Genomic DNA, 15,086 nt, shown 5'->3' on the forward strand with positions numbered 1-15,086 from the left:
ATCCATATCAGGAGGAGACATGGAGGAGACAGTTCCAATAATACACAGGGGGTTGGTGCGACGCAATACAAATCGTAGTAAAAACCCCTATGGCGGCAAACTGTCGCGTCTGCGCGTCAGTTTGTACCGCCGACGTGAAAATGACAGCGCAAGTTTCGGCGCGTACCTTGGTAGCTATGGGCCTACAGTCGTTGCATACCGAGCCAAACGAGACTGCGATGAAATCCCTTCCTTTTTCTTCCGATGAAAGCCGCTGGCAAGCGCTGACCGACCGCGACGCCAGCGCCGACGGCGAATTCTTCTATGCCGTCCGGACAACCGGTGTGTTCTGCCGCCCGTCGTGCGCGTCGCGCGCGCCGCGCCGCGAAAACGTTGCGTTCTTCGGGACCACCGCCGAAGCCGAATCCGCCGGATTTCGCGCCTGCAAGCGCTGCCAGCCGACCAGCCTGCCGCGCGAACTGGCGATCGTCGAACGCGCGTGCCGGGTGCTCGACGCCGATCCGCAGCAACGCGTCACGCTCGCCCAGTTGAGCGGCGCGGTCCACGTCAGCCCGTTCCATCTGCAGCGGCTTTTCACGCGGGTGGTCGGCGTGTCGCCGCGTCAGTATCAGGCGGCTCGGCGTGCCGAAACCTTGCGCGACGGCCTCCGGCGCGGCGAAAACGTCACGCAGGCGATGCACGCGGCGGGCTTCAGCTCCGTCTCGCGGATGTACGACGCCGCGCCCGCCGAACTCGGCATGACGCCGTCGACGTATCGGAAAAAGGGCGCGGGCCTGACCGTGCGCTACGCCACTGCCGCGACGCCGCTCGGCCGCGTGCTGGTCGCGGCGACCGGCAAGGGCATCTGCCGGATCGCGTTCGGTGAGAGCGCCGAAACGCTCGCCGACGAACTCGCGGCGGAATTGCCGGAGGCGGCGCGTGTCGAGGACAGCGCGACCTTGGAGCCGTTTCTCGCGCAGATCCGCGCGTATCTCGACGGCACGCTGACGCGCTTCGAGTTGCCGCTCGATATCGGCGCGACGGCGTTTCAGCAACGCGTGTGGGACGCGCTGCGGCGCATTCCCTACGGCGAAACGCGCAGCTACAGCGAGATCGCCGATTCGCTCGGCGCGCCGCGCGCGGTCCGCGCCGTGGCGAACGCGTGCGCGTCGAATCGCGTGGCGCTCGCGATTCCGTGTCATCGCGTCGTGCAGAAAGGCGGCGCGCTGTCGGGGTATCGATGGGGCGCGCCGCGTAAAGCCGCGTTGCTGAGGGCGGAGCGTGAACATCGCGAGGCCACGCTCGATGAATCCGCGATCGCCAACGCTGGCATGGATTCGTTCGCGTGAGTCCGCCGAAGGTCGCCACGTTGTCGCTGCCGTTCGTCGAGCCCTACGACTGGCCACGCGTGCTGCGCTTTTTCGCGGGCCGCGCGACGCGTGGCGTCGAAACGGTCGAGGCGGGCGCGTACCGCCGGGCGATCGAATGGCGCGGCGCGGCCGGAACGCTCAGCGTCACACGCGACCCCGATCCCGCCAAATCCCGCCTTATCGCGACACTCGAAGGCGGCGTCGGACGCTACAAGGATGCAATCGGCGAACACTTGACGCGCATGTTCGATCTCGACGCCGATGCCCCCACAATCCGCGCGCATCTCGGCCGCGACCCGTGGTTCGCGCCGCTCGTCGCCGCCGCGCCGGGCTTGCGCGTGCCGGGCGCGTGGTCCGGCTTCGAACTCGTCGTGCGCGCGATCGTCGGGCAGCAGGTGAGCGTGAAAGCAGCATCGACGATTATCGGGCGGCTGGTCGAGCGCGCCGGCACGCAACTCACCGATCACCCGCACGCCGATACCGCATGGCGCTTCCCGACGCCCGCCGCGCTCGCCGAGGTCGATCTGGAGAAGATCGGCATGCCGGGCAAACGCGTGGCCGCGCTGCAAGGCTTCGCGCGCGAAGTGGCCTCGGGCGCGTTACCGCTCGACGATCCCCACGCCGACCGCGCCGCGCTCCGGGCCGCGTTACTGGCGTTGCCGGGCATCGGACCGTGGACGGTCGAATACGTGGCGATGCGCGCGATGCGTGACGCGGACGCGTGGCCCGGCACCGACCTCATCCTCATGCAGTCGCTCGCCGCCCGCGATCCGTCGATGGCAAAAGCCGCCGCGTTGCGCGCCCGCGCCGAAGCGTGGCGGCCGTATCGCGCTTACGCGGCGCTGCATCTGTGGAACGAAATCGCGGACCGCGCGGGCGGCGCGAAGGGCGGGTAGGCGCGCCATGCTTTAACAGCCGAAACGTGAATCCAGCGAAAAACGTCGGGAAAAGCGCCCGGAATAGCTTACAGAACCCGCCGCGCGAAACCGGTGAAAACGGCGGAGAGCCTTATCCAGCATAGGTTCAAGCACATGCGCCACCGAGGTGTTAAAGTGCCCGCTACCCAAAAATTAAGGCAGCGTGGACGCTCGTCGCGCTAGTCGAACCTGTGCATCAATGGCAAACCAGAATACCGCTTCCCCCATCGCCGACGCCCTTCTGCACCGTCTGTCCGCCCTGAGCACCGGGACGCACGCCGACGCGCTGCGCCGAGGCCTGCGCGGCATCGAAAAGGAAAGCTTGCGCGTTACGCCCACCGGCCAGCTCGCCGCGACGCCGCACCCGCGCGCGTTCGGCTCGGCGCTCACGCATCCGTTCATCACGACCGACTACTCGGAAGCGCTTGTCGAACTCATCACGCCCGCGCAAACGGACGCCGCCGCCACGCTCGATCATCTCGACCGCCTGCATCGCTTCGCCTACGCGCATCTCGGCGACGAACTGCTGTGGAACGAATCCATGCCGAGCGAGCTTCCCGCCGACGACCAGATCCCGATCGGCTGGTACGGCACCTCGAATATCGGGATGCTCAAGCACGTCTACCGGCGCGGTTTGTCGCTGCGCTATGGCCGCACGATGCAATGCATCGCCGGAATTCACTACAACTACTCGCTCGACGAAAACCTGTGGCGTGCCTGGGCTGCGCTCGACCAGCGCGACACGCAATCGCCGGTGGACTTCCAGTCGGAGCGCTATTTCGCGCTGATCCGCAATTTCCGCCGCACGAGCTGGCTTTTGATGTACCTGTTCGGCGCATCGCCCGCGCTCGACAAGCGTTTCCTGTGCGGCCGCGCGCACGCGCTCGAAACCTTCGACGACCGCACGCTCTACCTGCCGCACGCGACCAGCCTGCGCATGAGCGATCTCGGCTATACGAATAACCCGGCACAATCGGCGCTGCTGCCGAGTTACGACACGCTCGGCGAGTATCTGGACGTGCTCGGCAAAGCCGTGAGCGAGCCGTATCCGCCCTACGAGGCGATCGGCACGCAGCGTGATGGCGAGTGGGTACAGATCAACACTAACGTACTGCAGATCGAAAACGAGTTCTATTCGACCATTCGGCCTAAGCGCGTAACGCATCCGGGCGAAAGGCCGTTGCATGCGTTGTCCGCGCGTGGCGTGCAGTACATCGAAGTGCGCTGTCTGGATATCGATCCATTCGAAGCTTCCGGCATCTCGCTGGAAACGTCGCGCTTCATGGACGCATATTTGCTCTACTGCACACTCGACGACAGTCCGTTGCTGCCCCGCGAAGCCAGCACGGAAGCCAACGAAAACTTCAGCCGGATCGCGAAAGAAGGACGCAAGCCGGGCCTCACGTTGCTGCAAGATGGTCGCGAAGTCCCGATGCGCGACTGGGGCGACGCGCTACTTGCGCGTATCGAACCTGTTGCGCGCGTGCTCGACTCGCTGCATGGCACAAGCGACTACTTAAGCGCGCTTGAAACCCAGCGCGCGCGTCTCGCGGATGTCTCGCTAACGCCCTCCGCGCGTGTGCTAAAAACCATGCGCGACAATCAGCAAAGTTTCCATGCGTTCGCGCTGGATTTGAGCCGGCAGCACGCCGAAAACTTTCGCAGCCGGCCTTTATCGGCGGAGGAAGAGCGCGAGATGAGCGAACTTGCTGAAAAATCGCTGACGGATCAGGCGAATATCGAGCGCAATGAGATCGGTTCATTCGACGCTTTCGTCGCCGCTTACCGCGCCTATACGCTCAATCGGATAAGCGTTTAAACCGGCCGGGCAAACTTTTCCTCGCCCGCACCGCTTCACGCCCGGCAAGGCTTACCCCTTTTGCAACAGAGCGCAACGCGCCGAAACGCCGCCCTTCGAATCGAGTCAAAAAATAGCGACTTATCGAAGACGCGGCGTGGCATGACGGCGCGCCGTTCAGACCGTTCTGCAAAAGGGGATATAAAAATGAAGAAACAGCTGACGCCGGTATTGACGCTCGCGGCGGGCGCGGCCTTCGCGCTGCTCGCCGGATGTTCCACGCAAGGCCAGGTCGGCGCTGAGACCATGGAACAGGCGACCGCGCCGCTCACCTGCGCGAACAAGGCGGAATGCGATGTGTGGTGGAGCCGCGCGCAGGTCTGGGTAAGCAATCACTCGGAATACAAGCTGCAGACCGTCACCGATTCGATCATCCAAACCGGCGGTCCGTCAGGCGGAAAGCGCGCGCTGGCTTATCAGATCACGCGCACGCCGAGCAACGAAGGCACCGCGACCATCGGCTTCGCCGCGCATTGCGACAACATGCTCGGCTGCGAGCCGAATCCGTGGAAAGCGGGCGCGGATTTCAAGGAATTCGTGCGCAACGGTGCGTCGCCGCAAGCCGGCGCGGCCGCCACGACAAGCGGTGGCAACGCCATTCCGCCGGTCGCGCCGGCCAATCCGCCGCGCACGCAAAATAATCCACCGGTCCAGCCGATGCCCGCGACGCTCGAAAGCCAACCCGGCCAGTCCGGACAATCGCAGACGCCGGAATGATCGCGGCGGGCACGATCAGTGGCCCATCGACGCGCCCGCGCCCTTGCGCGGCTTGGTCAGCCAGACGAGCAGCGCCAGCAGCACGAAGCCATACGCGGAAATCCGGAAGAAATCGTTGGTCGACATCATGTACGCCTGCGCCGTTACCACACGGTCCAGTTGCGCACTAAGCGCCTGGCCGTTCAGCCCGATATCGCCGAGGATGCTCGAATAAGCTGTCGTATTCGCCGAATATGCCGTCACGGACTCCGTCAAGACGGCGTGATGGCGGATCGTCGTGTTTTCCCAGAACGTCGTGCTGACCGCCGTCCCGATCGCGCCCGAAAGCGTGCGCAGAAAATTCGACAGACCCGCCGCGCCTGCCAGCCGTTCGTCGGAGACGCTCGAAAGCGTGATCGTGGTCATCGGGACGAAGAAGCACGCGACGCCGATCCCCTGAATCAAGCGCGGCACGACGATCTGGCTAAACGGGGTATCGAGCGTGAACGTCGAGTTCCAGCGCGACACGAACGCGAACACGAGGAACGCGAAACTCGCGACCACCCGCAAATCCAGCCGATGCAGATTCTTCCCGAGCACTGGCGAAATCACGAGCGCGAGAATGCCGACCGGCGCGGTGGCGAGGCCGGCCAATCCCGGCGTGTAGCCCATCACGGTTTGCAGCCAGAGCGGGAGGATCACAACCGAGCCGAAAAACGCGAGAAAGCCGAGCGACGTGATCAGCACGCCCATCGCGAAATTGCGGTCGCGGAACAGCGACAAATCGATCACCGGCTCCTTTTCCGTCAATTCCCACGCGAACATGAACGCAAGCGCGACGGCGGCGACCAGCGCGAGCGTGACGATAAAGCTCGAATTGAACCAGTCGTGATCCTTGCCGAGGTCGAGCATCATCTGCAGGCTCGACACGCCGATTACAAGCAGCGCCAGACCGATCGCATCGATGCGTTGCTTCGTCACCTTCGTTTCGTGTCCGCGCAGCAGAAAATACGCGATCAGCGCCGAAAATAGCCCGATCGGCACGTTAATGTAGAAAATCCACGGCCAGGAAAAGTTGTCGGTGATATAGCCGCCCATCACAGGGCCGAAAATCGGGGCGACGATCACGGTCATCGCCCACAGTCCGAGCGCGAGTCCGCGCTTTTCAGGTGGATAACTGCGCATCAGGATGGTTTGCGACAGCGGCACCATCGGCCCGGAGACGAGACCCTGCAACAGCCGGAACGCGATCAGCGACTCGAAGTTATGCGCGAGCCCGCACAGCGCCGACGCAATCGAGAACAGCACGACGGAAATGGTGAACAGCTTCACCTCGCCGACGCGCCGCGCGAGCCAGCCGGTCAGCGGCACGGCAATCGCGGATGCGACCGAATATGACGAAATCACCCACGTGCCTTCGCTGGTCGCGACGCCGAGACTGCCCGAAATGGTCGGCACGGCGACGTTGGCGATCGACGTGTCGAGCACTTCCATGAACGTGCCGAGCGCGAGCCCCATCGTGAGCAGCGCGAGCAGGGCGCCGGTGATCGGCGCGGGGCGCGCGGGCGGTGCGGCTTGCGGATTAGCTTCAGCGCTGGCGGCGTTTGCGGTCATTCAATTCTCCTGCGGCGTTTGAAAAACGCCTGTTTTTCGATGCTGCAGCATTTTCTGCCCAGACAGCTAATCACGTACAAAAAGCCTGTCGAGACAAGCATTTATCAGTCGGATTCGTCGCCGGAATGGCAATTGTATGACGTGTTTTCAGGCGCATTAGCGATGACCCGCGCGAGCAATCCGGTCAGCGTGTCGAGTTCGGCGCGCGTGAAGCCTTCGAGTTGCGCGTTCAGCACAGCAGCACCGATAGCCGGCAATTGACGCGCCGCCTCGATCCCCTGCGGCGTCAGCGTCAATTCCACCATCCGCCGGTCCGCTTCGCTGCGTCCACGCGCGACGAAACCCTTGCGCTCAAGGCGGTCCAGCATCCGCGTCATCGATCCGCTGTCGTAAGACATTTCCCGCGCCAGATGCTGCGGCGTGTTCGCACGGCCTTTCGCCAGCGTCAGGATCACGCCAAGCTGCGGCGCGGTCAGATCGAGCGGCTTCAGCGCGACGTCCGTGCGCGCGACAAGCGTGTTGCGTGCCTTCGACAAGTAGTAGCCAAGACTGGTGTCGAGTTCAATCGTGGCGGGATCGTAGAGCGGTTCGTCGGTCATCGTCGGTGCCATCTGTTGCCCATAAGTGCTTCAAAACAACGCATCTCAAAAATGTTCCGGGGAGTATCTTGAAAATTGATTGCATAGTCAATATTATTCTAAGCAGTGAGTTCGGCATCGTCCGTGCTTAGTTTGATCCCCTCAAAATCACCGCTCGAGGTTCGACCTCCCAAGGATAGTTTCCGATGAACCGTTTTGCCCGCACCGCCGGCCGACACTTCGGCCATGTCAGCAGCACGATTGCTCAAGCATCGCGACACGTCATTCCGCCGAACCTCAGTTCGTGGAAGCTCGCGCTGTACGTGGTCGTCTTTCTGCTGCCTGGCGGTTCGTTCGCGATTCTCGGGATGGCGTGGTTCGAAAACCGGCAGAACCGGCAAAAGCGCGGCGAGACGCCGCGCGCCGCTAAACCGCGCGCCGCCGCGCGCAAGCTCGCGTTGCCGCCGTGCGTCACACCTTGCATGCCGCACGGCAAGCTCTGAGCGCCTCCACGTAACGCCTCGTAACCGATTCGGCCGCGCGCGTAACACCACGCGCCGGCTCGTGCCGTTACCCTAACGTCTGCCTGACGCCCGCCAATTCTGGCGGGCGTTCCGTTACCATCTCGGCCAAGATCGCTTCATCGGAAGAAAGCGGTTATCGCCGACAGGAATTCAACGCAGATGCAGTCCATTCACACACCGTTCCCGCGCCGCCTCAGCACGCTCGCACTCGCCACTTCGTTTGCCGCGGCCGTCGCCATGCTCGCGGGCTGCGCCGTCGGCCCGGATTATCAGCGACCCGCCACCGCGGTTCCCGCGTCGTTCAAGGAAGCGCCCGACGGCTGGAAAGTCGCGCAGCCGGCTGACCGGATCGACCGGGGCGACTGGTGGAACATCTATAACGACGCGCAACTGAACGACCTCGAAACCCGGCTGAACACGTCGAACCAGACCATCGCGCAATACGCAGGGGCGTATCGGCAGGCGCGAGCGCTCGTGGGCGAAGCGCGCGCGGCGTATTTCCCGACCGTCGGACTGAGCGCGTCGGGCGCGCGTTCCGGCGCGAGCAGCCGATCGGGCACGACCACGTCGAACACGGCGATCGGCAATAGTTATAGCCTCGCGCTCGACGCGACCTGGGAACCGGACCTGTGGGGCAGCGTGAGCCGAAGTGTGAATGCGCAGAAGGCGGGCGAGCAGAGCGCCGCCGCCGATCTCGCGAATGCGCGGCTCTCGGCGCAAGCGACGCTCGCGCAAACCTACTTCCAGTTGCGCTCGCTCGACGCGCAGCAAAAGCTCCTCGACGACACCGTCGCCGCGTATCAGCGCTCGCTGCAACTGACGCAGAACCAGTACGGGCAAGGCACGGTCGCCCGGTCGGACGTGATTCAGGCGCAGACGCAGTTGCAGTCGGCGCAGGCAGCGGCCATCGATAACGGCGTCGCGCGCGCGCAGTATGAGCACGCGATTGCCGTGCTGGTCGGTGAACCGGCTTCGACGTTCGCGCTCGCCGCCGCGCCGCTCGATGCCGTGCCGCCCGCCGTGCCGCCCGAGTTGCCATCGGCAATTCTGGAGCGACGGCCCGACGTCGCGTCGGCCGAGCGCAAGGCCGCGGCGGCGAACGAGCAGATCGGCGTGGCGATCGCCGCGTTTTTCCCGACGCTCACGCTCTCGGCGCAAGGCGGCTTCGAGAGCACGGTGCTGTCGCAATTGCTGCGCGCGCCGTCGCGTTTCTGGACGCTCGGCCCCGATATCGCCGCCACCATTTTCGACGCCGGCCTGCGCCGCGCGCAAACCGAAGCCGCGCGGGCGACCTACGATCAGGACGTCGCAACGTATCGGCAAACGGTGCTGACGGCGTTCCAGGACGTCGAAGACAATCTCGCGTCGCTGCGCATTCTGGAGAACGAGATCGTCGTCCAGCAGCAGGCCGTCGCTTCGGCGCAGCAGGCGCTCGCGATCGTGAACAATCAATACAAGGCGGGCACGGTCGGATTCGTCAACGTGCTGACCGCGCAGACCACGGCCTTCACCGCCGAGCAAAAGCTGGCGAGTATCGCCGGGCAGCGGATGGTGTCGTCGGTGGGATTGGTGAAGGCGCTTGGCGGCGGCTGGGACGCGGCGCAAATGGATCAGGAAACCGGCGCCGTGGCGGCGCCTTCAGCCGCTAACAGCGCGAAAGCCGGAACTTGACCGGGGCTTACCTGTTGAAGACGAGCGCAACGGTATCCGGGCTCGTGTGGCGTCCTAGCAAGTTCAGCAGGCCCGCCAGATTCTCGCGGGCCTCCGGGTCGGCGCTGGCAACGCCTTCGAACGAGGTCGATCCGGGCGAAATCACGCCCGCGCCGGTCAGCTTCAGCGGTCCTTTGGCCGTCTCCAGTTCCACCGTGCCGGACCCGCCCTGCGCCTGGAACCCGACGCGATACGAACCCAGCGGCTTCACGCGCGAGATGCGCGAAGCCATGTCGTCGAGCGTGATATTCAACTGTCCGTAGGTATTACGCCGAAGCACGCGCCATTCGGTCCACGCAAGCCGCACATTCCCTTCGAGATCGAGGGTGTTGAACGGCGCGCCCAGCCCGGACAGCAAGGTCGCCGGCACGGCAATCGCGCCGGAGGTGAGCGTCGCGCCTTGCAGACCCGCATCGACGATTACCGGGTCCGGCATCGCCTCGGTCTGGCGCATGGTCATGCGCACGCGCCCCGTGAACAGCGGCCAGAACGCGGTCGTCCATTCGACGCGGCCCGGCAGCAGCGTCGCGCCCGCGCCGTCGCTGCCCGCAGCCAGCATCAGCGTGGCCGAGCCGCGCCAGAGCGAGCCCGCGGGATCGACGAGATTCACGTGGCCGCCGGTTGCCCGGGCGAACTGCGGCATGATCCACGCGGCGGGCATCATGGCGAGCAGCGTGCCCGCAACCGACAAAATCACCACGATCAGCGGCGCAATATAGCGCCGCGCGCGGCGCGTCCAGTAGCTCATTTGTCGGCCGCCGGTTGCAGCGACGCGGTCAGGTCCACCTGACCGTCGGGCTTGAGCGCCGTGATATGCGCCTCGGACACCTGCACCTTGAACTGCTTGCGGACATCGTCGAGCCACACGATCCACACCGGAAACGACGCGTTCTTCAACTGGAACTGCACCGCCGCGCCCACGACCTGAACCTGCGTGGGCGGCATGTTGTTATCGGCGAGCGATTTCGAAAGCGCGTCGCGCAGCGCGCCGCCGGTCGGCGTGACGCCTTGTGCGTTACCGGCGAGACTGCGCGCTTCGTCAGCTTGCGCGGTCATTTGCGCGAGCTGGCGCTGCATGGCGGGCAGGCTCTCGCGCAGCCGGTTGCGGCCTTCGAAAGCCGGCGCCCACAGCACCAGATAAACCAGCGCGACCGCCGCCGCGAATCCGCCCCACATCAGCAGCGTCTTTTCGCGCTGCGTGCGTCCATCCCAGAATTCGGCCCAGGTGTCGCTCAGTGCTTTTTTCATTGGGCGCTCCTGATCGTCCATTTACCCGTGTTGCTGTCGATAGCGCCACTCAGCGCGTTCGAGGCGAGCCGTCGCTGAAAGTCGGGATCGACCTTCGTGTCCGGCTTGAACGTGACGTCCAGTTTGCGGTCGCGATAGTCGAGCGCCGCGACGGCGGTGACCGGTATCGGCCCGAGCGAGCGGGCAAGGCCGTCGCCGAGCGTCAGGAAATCGGTCGGCGATAGTTCGCCCGATGCCACCCGAAGCCGTTCCAGCTGGCGCGACATCTGGTCGGGCGCGTCGAGCACGACCGTGGTCTTCGGGAACGCGTTGAGCAGCAGTTCGGTCATCTGCGCGTTGATGAGGTCGCGCTGGCGGGCGAGCTGATACCACTGCACGTTGATCCCGATCAGCGAGATGACGAGCGCGCCCACCAGCAACGCGATCGGCAATTTGAGACGGCGCATGGTCGCGCGGTCGAGCCGCCACGGCTGTGCGGCGAACTCGAACTGGCACAGGTCGAAGCGGCTCGCCGCGGCGTTGCGCGCGATCGTCTCAAACGTGAGCGGCTGCGCGAACGCGCTCTGGAATCCGCCTAGGCGCGGTTCGTCGCCGGGCAGGTCGGTGAGGGTGTAGAGCGACGCCGGATGATCGCCCGAGAGCGCGTCGAGCGTCGGCGCGACAGCGTCGGCGGGAATGGCGAGTCCTTCGCCGAGCGCCGCGTGTTCGCCCCGCGCAATTGCAATTTCCACGCGCGCCACGCTCGGGACGGGCACCGGCGGCGCGATCACCTCGCCGATCAGCGCGGGCGCCGTGGACACGACGTGCCCGAGCACGGCGGCGATAAACGGCGTCGGCGGCACGGCCGTGCTCGCTTCGCCTTCGTCGCCTTCGAGCGCCAGCGCGGGCTGCACGGCGGGCAGGCAGCGCATTGCGGGAACGGCCTTGACGCTACGGTGACCGGCATGCGCGAACGCGTCGAGCACGAAGCGGAACCAGCCGCGGTCGATCACCGCGAGCACGCGCCGGCCCTTGTCGAGCGGCATCGGATCGACAGCGATATGGCAGGTCTGCGGGTCCTGGATCAACTGGTCTTCGATCACGTTCGGCAGCGCCTGACGCAATTTCGGCCCTTTGAGCGGCGGCATCGACGCGGCGAGCAGCAGCAAGTCGCGTGCGGCGACGATCAGCACGGTCGCGCTCGCGCGCGGCAGCACGCCGAGCGCGGCGCGGCCCGCGCGTTGCGTCGCGCCCCGCTTGTCGAGCAGCAGAAACGGCATTTCCGGCAGTTGCCACTCTTCGGAGCGCACCGCCGGATCGCGCGGCGGCAGTAGGACGATCAGTGTGCTCAAAGGCCACTCTCTCTCAAACGTTAAGCATTCAATCGGACAAACGGCCGCTCAAAGCTGGTCGCGAACGTAGACGACCCGCGTGGTGTGCGTCGTCGGATCACGGTACAGCAAGGTCGTCCGGTCAACCTGGGCGCGCTCGTGTTCGACGCGCCCGTGGATCAGGAAATACCGCGTCGTCACGTCGAGCTGGTTCGGATCGATGGACGTGACCTGCACGCCCGCGCCGTTCAGCGCCAGTTGCACGTTGCCGACATCGTGGAAAAACACGGTCTCGCGACGCGCGACGAACGCCTGCGCCGCCGACAAGCTCATGCCCGGCACGACCGACGCCACCACTTCGGCGGGCGCGGTATTCATGTTCACCGACGTCGTGGTCGGCAGAACGGTGACGAATTTACGCAATTTCTCGACGGTTTCGGCCGAGAAACCGGGTACATCCAGCAGCGAATCCACGCTGATCATCTGCAGCGGCGCAACGGGCGCGCTGCTGTCCGCGTCGGCGAGGCCGGGGTCGTCGGTGAAATTGCCGCCGCCCGTGCCGCCGCCTTGCGCGATGGCCTGCGCGGTGGAGGCGGCCGTGGCTTCGCTCGCGCCCGTCGCCGACGTTTGCGTCTGAAAACGCGTCGCCGACTGCGCGAGCCCGGCGCGGATATGCAAGGCGGTCGTCTTCGCGAGCGAGCCGTTGACGCCAAGCAGCGTGAGCAGCCGCTGGAACGACGCGATCTGCTCGACGTTGATGGTCAGCACGCCGGGCGTCGGCGTCGCCACCAGATTGCGCAGATTAAATTTCGCCTGCGCATCCTCGATCGAGCCGGACAAATACGTCTGCGCACCTTCCGCCGCGCCGCGCTCGCCGATCTGCCCGAGAAAATCCGACAGCCGCGTCCGGGCGATCGGCACGCCCCAGACGCCGCCGAGATACGTCACGGTCGGCGACGTGTCGGCTTCGGAACGCAGAATCAGCCGTGTCCAGTCGATCGCGCTGCGTGAAATCCATTGCGCCTGCGCGAGCAGCCGCTGATTCTCGATCCGCCGGATCTGCACTTCCTGCCGCCACAGCAAGCCGGACACGATGATCGCCGACAGCGCCACCACCAGCAGCGCGCTGATGATCGCGACGCCGCGTTGTTTCGTGCGGGCAAAAGACGCAGCACGCATGTCACTCTCCGATCAGGAAAACGCGGGTGATCGGCAGCGCGAGCGAGCGCGCGCCGACCGCAACCTGCAGGCCCGTCACCGCGCGCGGCAACGGCGCGTTGCCGAGTTGCGGCACTTTCAGGTTGTTGTCGTTCTCCGTGATCTTCGACTGTACATCGCGCATTTGCTGCGTCCAGCCCTGTTGCGATATGTAAAGCCGCGTCGCCATCGACGCGACGCCGCCCATCAGCGCGATGCCGCTCCAGCCGTCGGCGTTATCGGCGGACGACAACGCCCGGCGCACTTCGCCGATATTTTCGAGCGGCGGCGAAGCAAACCTTACGATCCGCCCTTCGACCAGCCGGTATCGCACCACTTGCAGACGCGGCGCGGCGCCGGGCGTATACACGCCGCGTACGATCTGGAGCGCATTGCCGCCCATCGATACCGCGGGCTGCCCGGCTTGATCGTCGGTCGTGGCCTGGCGCGCGTCGATCCGCATTTGATCGAAGACTTGCGCCAGCACGCGTTCGTCTTCCATCGCGTTCGTGATGGTGGTGCGTCCGCGCATGATCTGGTCGAGCCCGCGCCACGACAGCACCGCGACCACCGCGAGAATGGCGATGGCGACGAGCATTTCGATCAGCGTAAAGCCGCGCCGCCGGTCAGAGCGAGCGATTGGTTTCATTGCCCACCACCGTGACCATTTGCGCGAGATTGCCGGCCCGCCCCGGCGACATGACCACCATTTCAACGCGGCGGAAAATCGGATTCGGCGTCGCCGTGACGCGCTGTGTACAGGTGAGCCGCAGATTGCCTTGCGAGCAGTCGAACGTGCGCGAACCGATATCCGGCCACGTGTGCGCGAGATGCAACTGCGCGAGTTCGTTGTCCGCGCTCCAGCCTGCGAGCAGCCGCCGGTGCAGATCCGCCTCGCCGTTCGCGAGACTGCCGATCGCCCGCAGCGACGCCGCCAGCGCCACCGCGATGATCGCGAGCGCGACCAGCACTTCGATCATCGTGAAGCCGTGTTGCGATTTGAGATGAGGCGCGCGCGCTCGCATCAGCGCACCTGATACCGGCCATTGCCGGTGCTGAACACGGTGACGCGGCCAGCGGGCGCGACGAGCGTGACTTCCATCGACGCGTCGATCGCTTCGGTGCCGAACACGAGCCGGCTAACGGATTTATCGGTGCCGGAAAACTGGATCGTTACCGCGTTCACGCCGCCTTCCCAGCGGCGCGCGCGCAGCAGGTCGTCGCGTAGCGGCCGCCAGCCGTCGTCGGTGCGGACATCGAAACGGAAGCCGCCCTCCACAGGCAGCCAGGAAATCGGCCGCGCGCGCACTTGGGCTTCGTCGCCGGCGGATTCGAACAGCAGCGCGAGACGCTGCGCTTCTTCGTTGAGATCGGTGCGCGGATTGCGCGTCAGTTGCAACGAGGCAAGCGACACCAGCAACCCGGCGATCACCAGCACCACCAGCATTTCCAGCAGCGTGAAGCCGGACTGACGCCGCGCTTCGGGACTCCGAAACGTGGCGTCGGTCGTGCGGTCGATGCGGCCATGCACGCTCACACTGGTTGCCTGCTGTCGAACGACACTATTGCCAGGACCCGACGTCGGCGTCGTTATTTTCGCCGCCCGCCTTGTTGTCCGCGCCGTAACTGAACACGTCCACTTCGCCGTGAACACCCGGATTCAGATACTGATACTGCGCGCCCCACGGATCGTTCGGCAGGCGTTCGAGGTAGCCGCCGTCCTTCCAGTTGTTCGGCACCGGCTCGGTGGTCGGCTTTTCGACCAGCGCGCGCAGACCCTGCTCCTGCGTCGGATAACGGCCGTTGTCGAGCCGATACAGTTTCATGGCCTGCATGATCGTGCCGATATCCTGCTTGGCCGCGACGCGGCGCGCCTCGTCCGGACGGCTCATGATCTTCGGCACGATGAGCGCGGCGAGAATGCCGAGAATCGCGATCACGACCATGATTTCGATCAGCGTAAAGCCGTTCTGACGGCGCGCCTCTGCCGTCGAAACTTCCATGCGGCGTTTGTTCCACAGTTGCATGACACCACCTTTCATTCAAAAAATTGTTATCCACAGAACGGCGTTCCCGCGTTCGATA

General features: G+C 65.0%; 16 protein-coding genes. 6 read left to right on the top strand and 10 right to left on the bottom strand.

What is annotated here, in order from left to right:
• Positions 1–218 precede the first annotated feature (218 nt).
• From ada to AC3D25_RS15690, 4 genes are all read left to right on the top strand, one after another.
• Positions 219–1,328: a bifunctional DNA-binding transcriptional regulator/O6-methylguanine-DNA methyltransferase Ada gene (ada, locus tag AC3D25_RS15675; RefSeq protein ID WP_488889275.1), complete on the top strand. Its 1,110-nt coding sequence runs from the start codon at positions 219–221 to the stop codon at positions 1,326–1,328.
• Entirely contained in the window at positions 1,325–2,245 is a 921-nt protein-coding gene (locus AC3D25_RS15680) for a DNA-3-methyladenine glycosylase family protein (protein ID WP_488889276.1), read from the top strand. Before ada ends, AC3D25_RS15680 begins: the two co-directional genes overlap by 4 nt.
• Positions 2,246–2,465: 220 nt before the next feature.
• Positions 2,466–4,085, top strand: coding sequence for a glutamate--cysteine ligase (gene gshA / locus AC3D25_RS15685; RefSeq protein ID WP_488889277.1), 1,620 nt, complete (start codon positions 2,466–2,468; stop codon positions 4,083–4,085).
• 186 nt (positions 4,086–4,271) lie between these two features.
• Complete coding sequence (locus AC3D25_RS15690; protein WP_488889278.1) at positions 4,272–4,841, top strand: hypothetical protein; 570 nt, start codon at positions 4,272–4,274, stop codon at positions 4,839–4,841.
• A 15-nt stretch (positions 4,842–4,856) separates the two neighbouring features.
• Here AC3D25_RS15690 and AC3D25_RS15695 read toward each other — a convergent pair whose 3' ends face one another.
• Positions 4,857–6,434, bottom strand: coding sequence for a DHA2 family efflux MFS transporter permease subunit (locus AC3D25_RS15695; RefSeq protein ID WP_488889279.1), 1,578 nt, complete (start codon positions 6,432–6,434; stop codon positions 4,857–4,859).
• A gap of 104 nt (positions 6,435–6,538) precedes the next feature.
• Positions 6,539–7,033: a MarR family winged helix-turn-helix transcriptional regulator gene (locus AC3D25_RS15700; protein ID WP_488889280.1), complete on the bottom strand. Its 495-nt coding sequence runs from the start codon at positions 7,031–7,033 to the stop codon at positions 6,539–6,541.
• A gap of 185 nt (positions 7,034–7,218) precedes the next feature.
• Here AC3D25_RS15700 and AC3D25_RS15705 point away from each other — a divergent pair, with 185 nt between their 5' ends.
• Together AC3D25_RS15705 and AC3D25_RS15710 are read left to right on the top strand one after the other, a co-directional pair.
• Positions 7,219–7,515 carry a hypothetical protein gene (locus AC3D25_RS15705; protein WP_488889281.1) on the top strand — a complete coding sequence of 99 codons (297 nt, stop codon included), beginning with the start codon at positions 7,219–7,221 and terminating at the stop codon, positions 7,513–7,515.
• A 180-nt stretch (positions 7,516–7,695) separates the two neighbouring features.
• Complete coding sequence (locus AC3D25_RS15710; RefSeq protein WP_488889282.1) at positions 7,696–9,207, top strand: efflux transporter outer membrane subunit; 1,512 nt, start codon at positions 7,696–7,698, stop codon at positions 9,205–9,207.
• Positions 9,208–9,214: 7 nt separating this feature from the next.
• Here AC3D25_RS15710 and AC3D25_RS15715 read toward each other — a convergent pair whose 3' ends face one another.
• Genes AC3D25_RS15715 through gspG form a run of 8 tightly spaced genes read right to left on the bottom strand, consistent with a single transcriptional unit; the run spans position 9,215 to position 15,028 of the window.
• Complete coding sequence (locus tag AC3D25_RS15715; RefSeq protein ID WP_488889283.1) at positions 9,215–9,994, bottom strand: type II secretion system protein N; 780 nt, start codon at positions 9,992–9,994, stop codon at positions 9,215–9,217.
• A complete protein-coding gene (locus AC3D25_RS15720; RefSeq protein ID WP_488889284.1) occupies positions 9,991–10,494 on the bottom strand; it encodes a type II secretion system protein M in 504 nt (167 codons plus the stop codon). The genes AC3D25_RS15715 and AC3D25_RS15720 overlap by 4 nt, the downstream gene beginning before the upstream one ends.
• Positions 10,491–11,825 carry a type II secretion system protein GspL gene (gene gspL / locus AC3D25_RS15725; protein ID WP_488889285.1) on the bottom strand — a complete coding sequence of 445 codons (1,335 nt, stop codon included), beginning with the start codon at positions 11,823–11,825 and terminating at the stop codon, positions 10,491–10,493. Before gspL ends, AC3D25_RS15720 begins: the two co-directional genes overlap by 4 nt.
• A 48-nt stretch (positions 11,826–11,873) precedes the next feature.
• Complete coding sequence (gene gspK / locus AC3D25_RS15730; RefSeq protein WP_488889286.1) at positions 11,874–12,983, bottom strand: type II secretion system minor pseudopilin GspK; 1,110 nt, start codon at positions 12,981–12,983, stop codon at positions 11,874–11,876.
• Position 12,984: 1 nt separating this feature from the next.
• The gene (locus AC3D25_RS15735; RefSeq protein WP_488889287.1) at positions 12,985–13,650 is read right to left on the bottom strand and encodes a prepilin-type N-terminal cleavage/methylation domain-containing protein; all 666 of its coding nucleotides are present in this window, start codon (positions 13,648–13,650) and stop codon (positions 12,985–12,987) included.
• Complete coding sequence (gene gspI, locus AC3D25_RS15740) at positions 13,628–14,026, bottom strand: type II secretion system minor pseudopilin GspI (protein WP_488889288.1); 399 nt, start codon at positions 14,024–14,026, stop codon at positions 13,628–13,630. Before gspI ends, AC3D25_RS15735 begins: the two co-directional genes overlap by 23 nt.
• Positions 14,026–14,532, bottom strand: coding sequence for a GspH/FimT family pseudopilin (locus AC3D25_RS15745; RefSeq protein ID WP_488889712.1), 507 nt, complete (start codon positions 14,530–14,532; stop codon positions 14,026–14,028). The genes gspI and AC3D25_RS15745 overlap by 1 nt, the downstream gene beginning before the upstream one ends.
• Positions 14,533–14,563: 31 nt before the next feature.
• Complete coding sequence (gspG, locus tag AC3D25_RS15750) at positions 14,564–15,028, bottom strand: type II secretion system major pseudopilin GspG (protein ID WP_488889289.1); 465 nt, start codon at positions 15,026–15,028, stop codon at positions 14,564–14,566.
• Positions 15,029–15,086 lie beyond the last annotated feature (58 nt).

The sequence above is a fragment of the Caballeronia sp. SL1002 genome, from assembly GCF_057814995.1.

Bases quoted from the DNA above. Each gene is read 5' to 3' on its own strand.
- ada (WP_488889275.1), top strand. From the start codon at position 219: ATGAAATCCCTTCCTTTTTCTTCCGATGAAAGCCGCTGGCAAGCGCTG.
- gshA (WP_488889277.1), top strand. From the start codon at position 2,466: ATGGCAAACCAGAATACCGCTTCCCCCATCGCCGACGCCCTTCTGCAC.
- AC3D25_RS15690 (WP_488889278.1), top strand. From the start codon at position 4,272: ATGAAGAAACAGCTGACGCCGGTATTGACGCTCGCGGCGGGCGCGGCC.
- AC3D25_RS15695 (WP_488889279.1), bottom strand. From the start codon at position 6,434: ATGACCGCAAACGCCGCCAGCGCTGAAGCTAATCCGCAAGCCGCACCG.
- AC3D25_RS15700 (WP_488889280.1), bottom strand. From the start codon at position 7,033: ATGACCGACGAACCGCTCTACGATCCCGCCACGATTGAACTCGACACC.
- AC3D25_RS15705 (WP_488889281.1), top strand. From the start codon at position 7,219: ATGAACCGTTTTGCCCGCACCGCCGGCCGACACTTCGGCCATGTCAGC.
- AC3D25_RS15710 (WP_488889282.1), top strand. From the start codon at position 7,696: ATGCAGTCCATTCACACACCGTTCCCGCGCCGCCTCAGCACGCTCGCA.
- AC3D25_RS15715 (WP_488889283.1), bottom strand. From the start codon at position 9,994: ATGAGCTACTGGACGCGCCGCGCGCGGCGCTATATTGCGCCGCTGATC.
- AC3D25_RS15720 (WP_488889284.1), bottom strand. From the start codon at position 10,494: ATGAAAAAAGCACTGAGCGACACCTGGGCCGAATTCTGGGATGGACGC.
- gspK (WP_488889286.1), bottom strand. From the start codon at position 12,983: ATGCGTGCTGCGTCTTTTGCCCGCACGAAACAACGCGGCGTCGCGATC.
- AC3D25_RS15735 (WP_488889287.1), bottom strand. From the start codon at position 13,650: ATGAAACCAATCGCTCGCTCTGACCGGCGGCGCGGCTTTACGCTGATC.
- gspI (WP_488889288.1), bottom strand. From the start codon at position 14,026: ATGCGAGCGCGCGCGCCTCATCTCAAATCGCAACACGGCTTCACGATG.
- gspG (WP_488889289.1), bottom strand. From the start codon at position 15,028: ATGCAACTGTGGAACAAACGCCGCATGGAAGTTTCGACGGCAGAGGCG.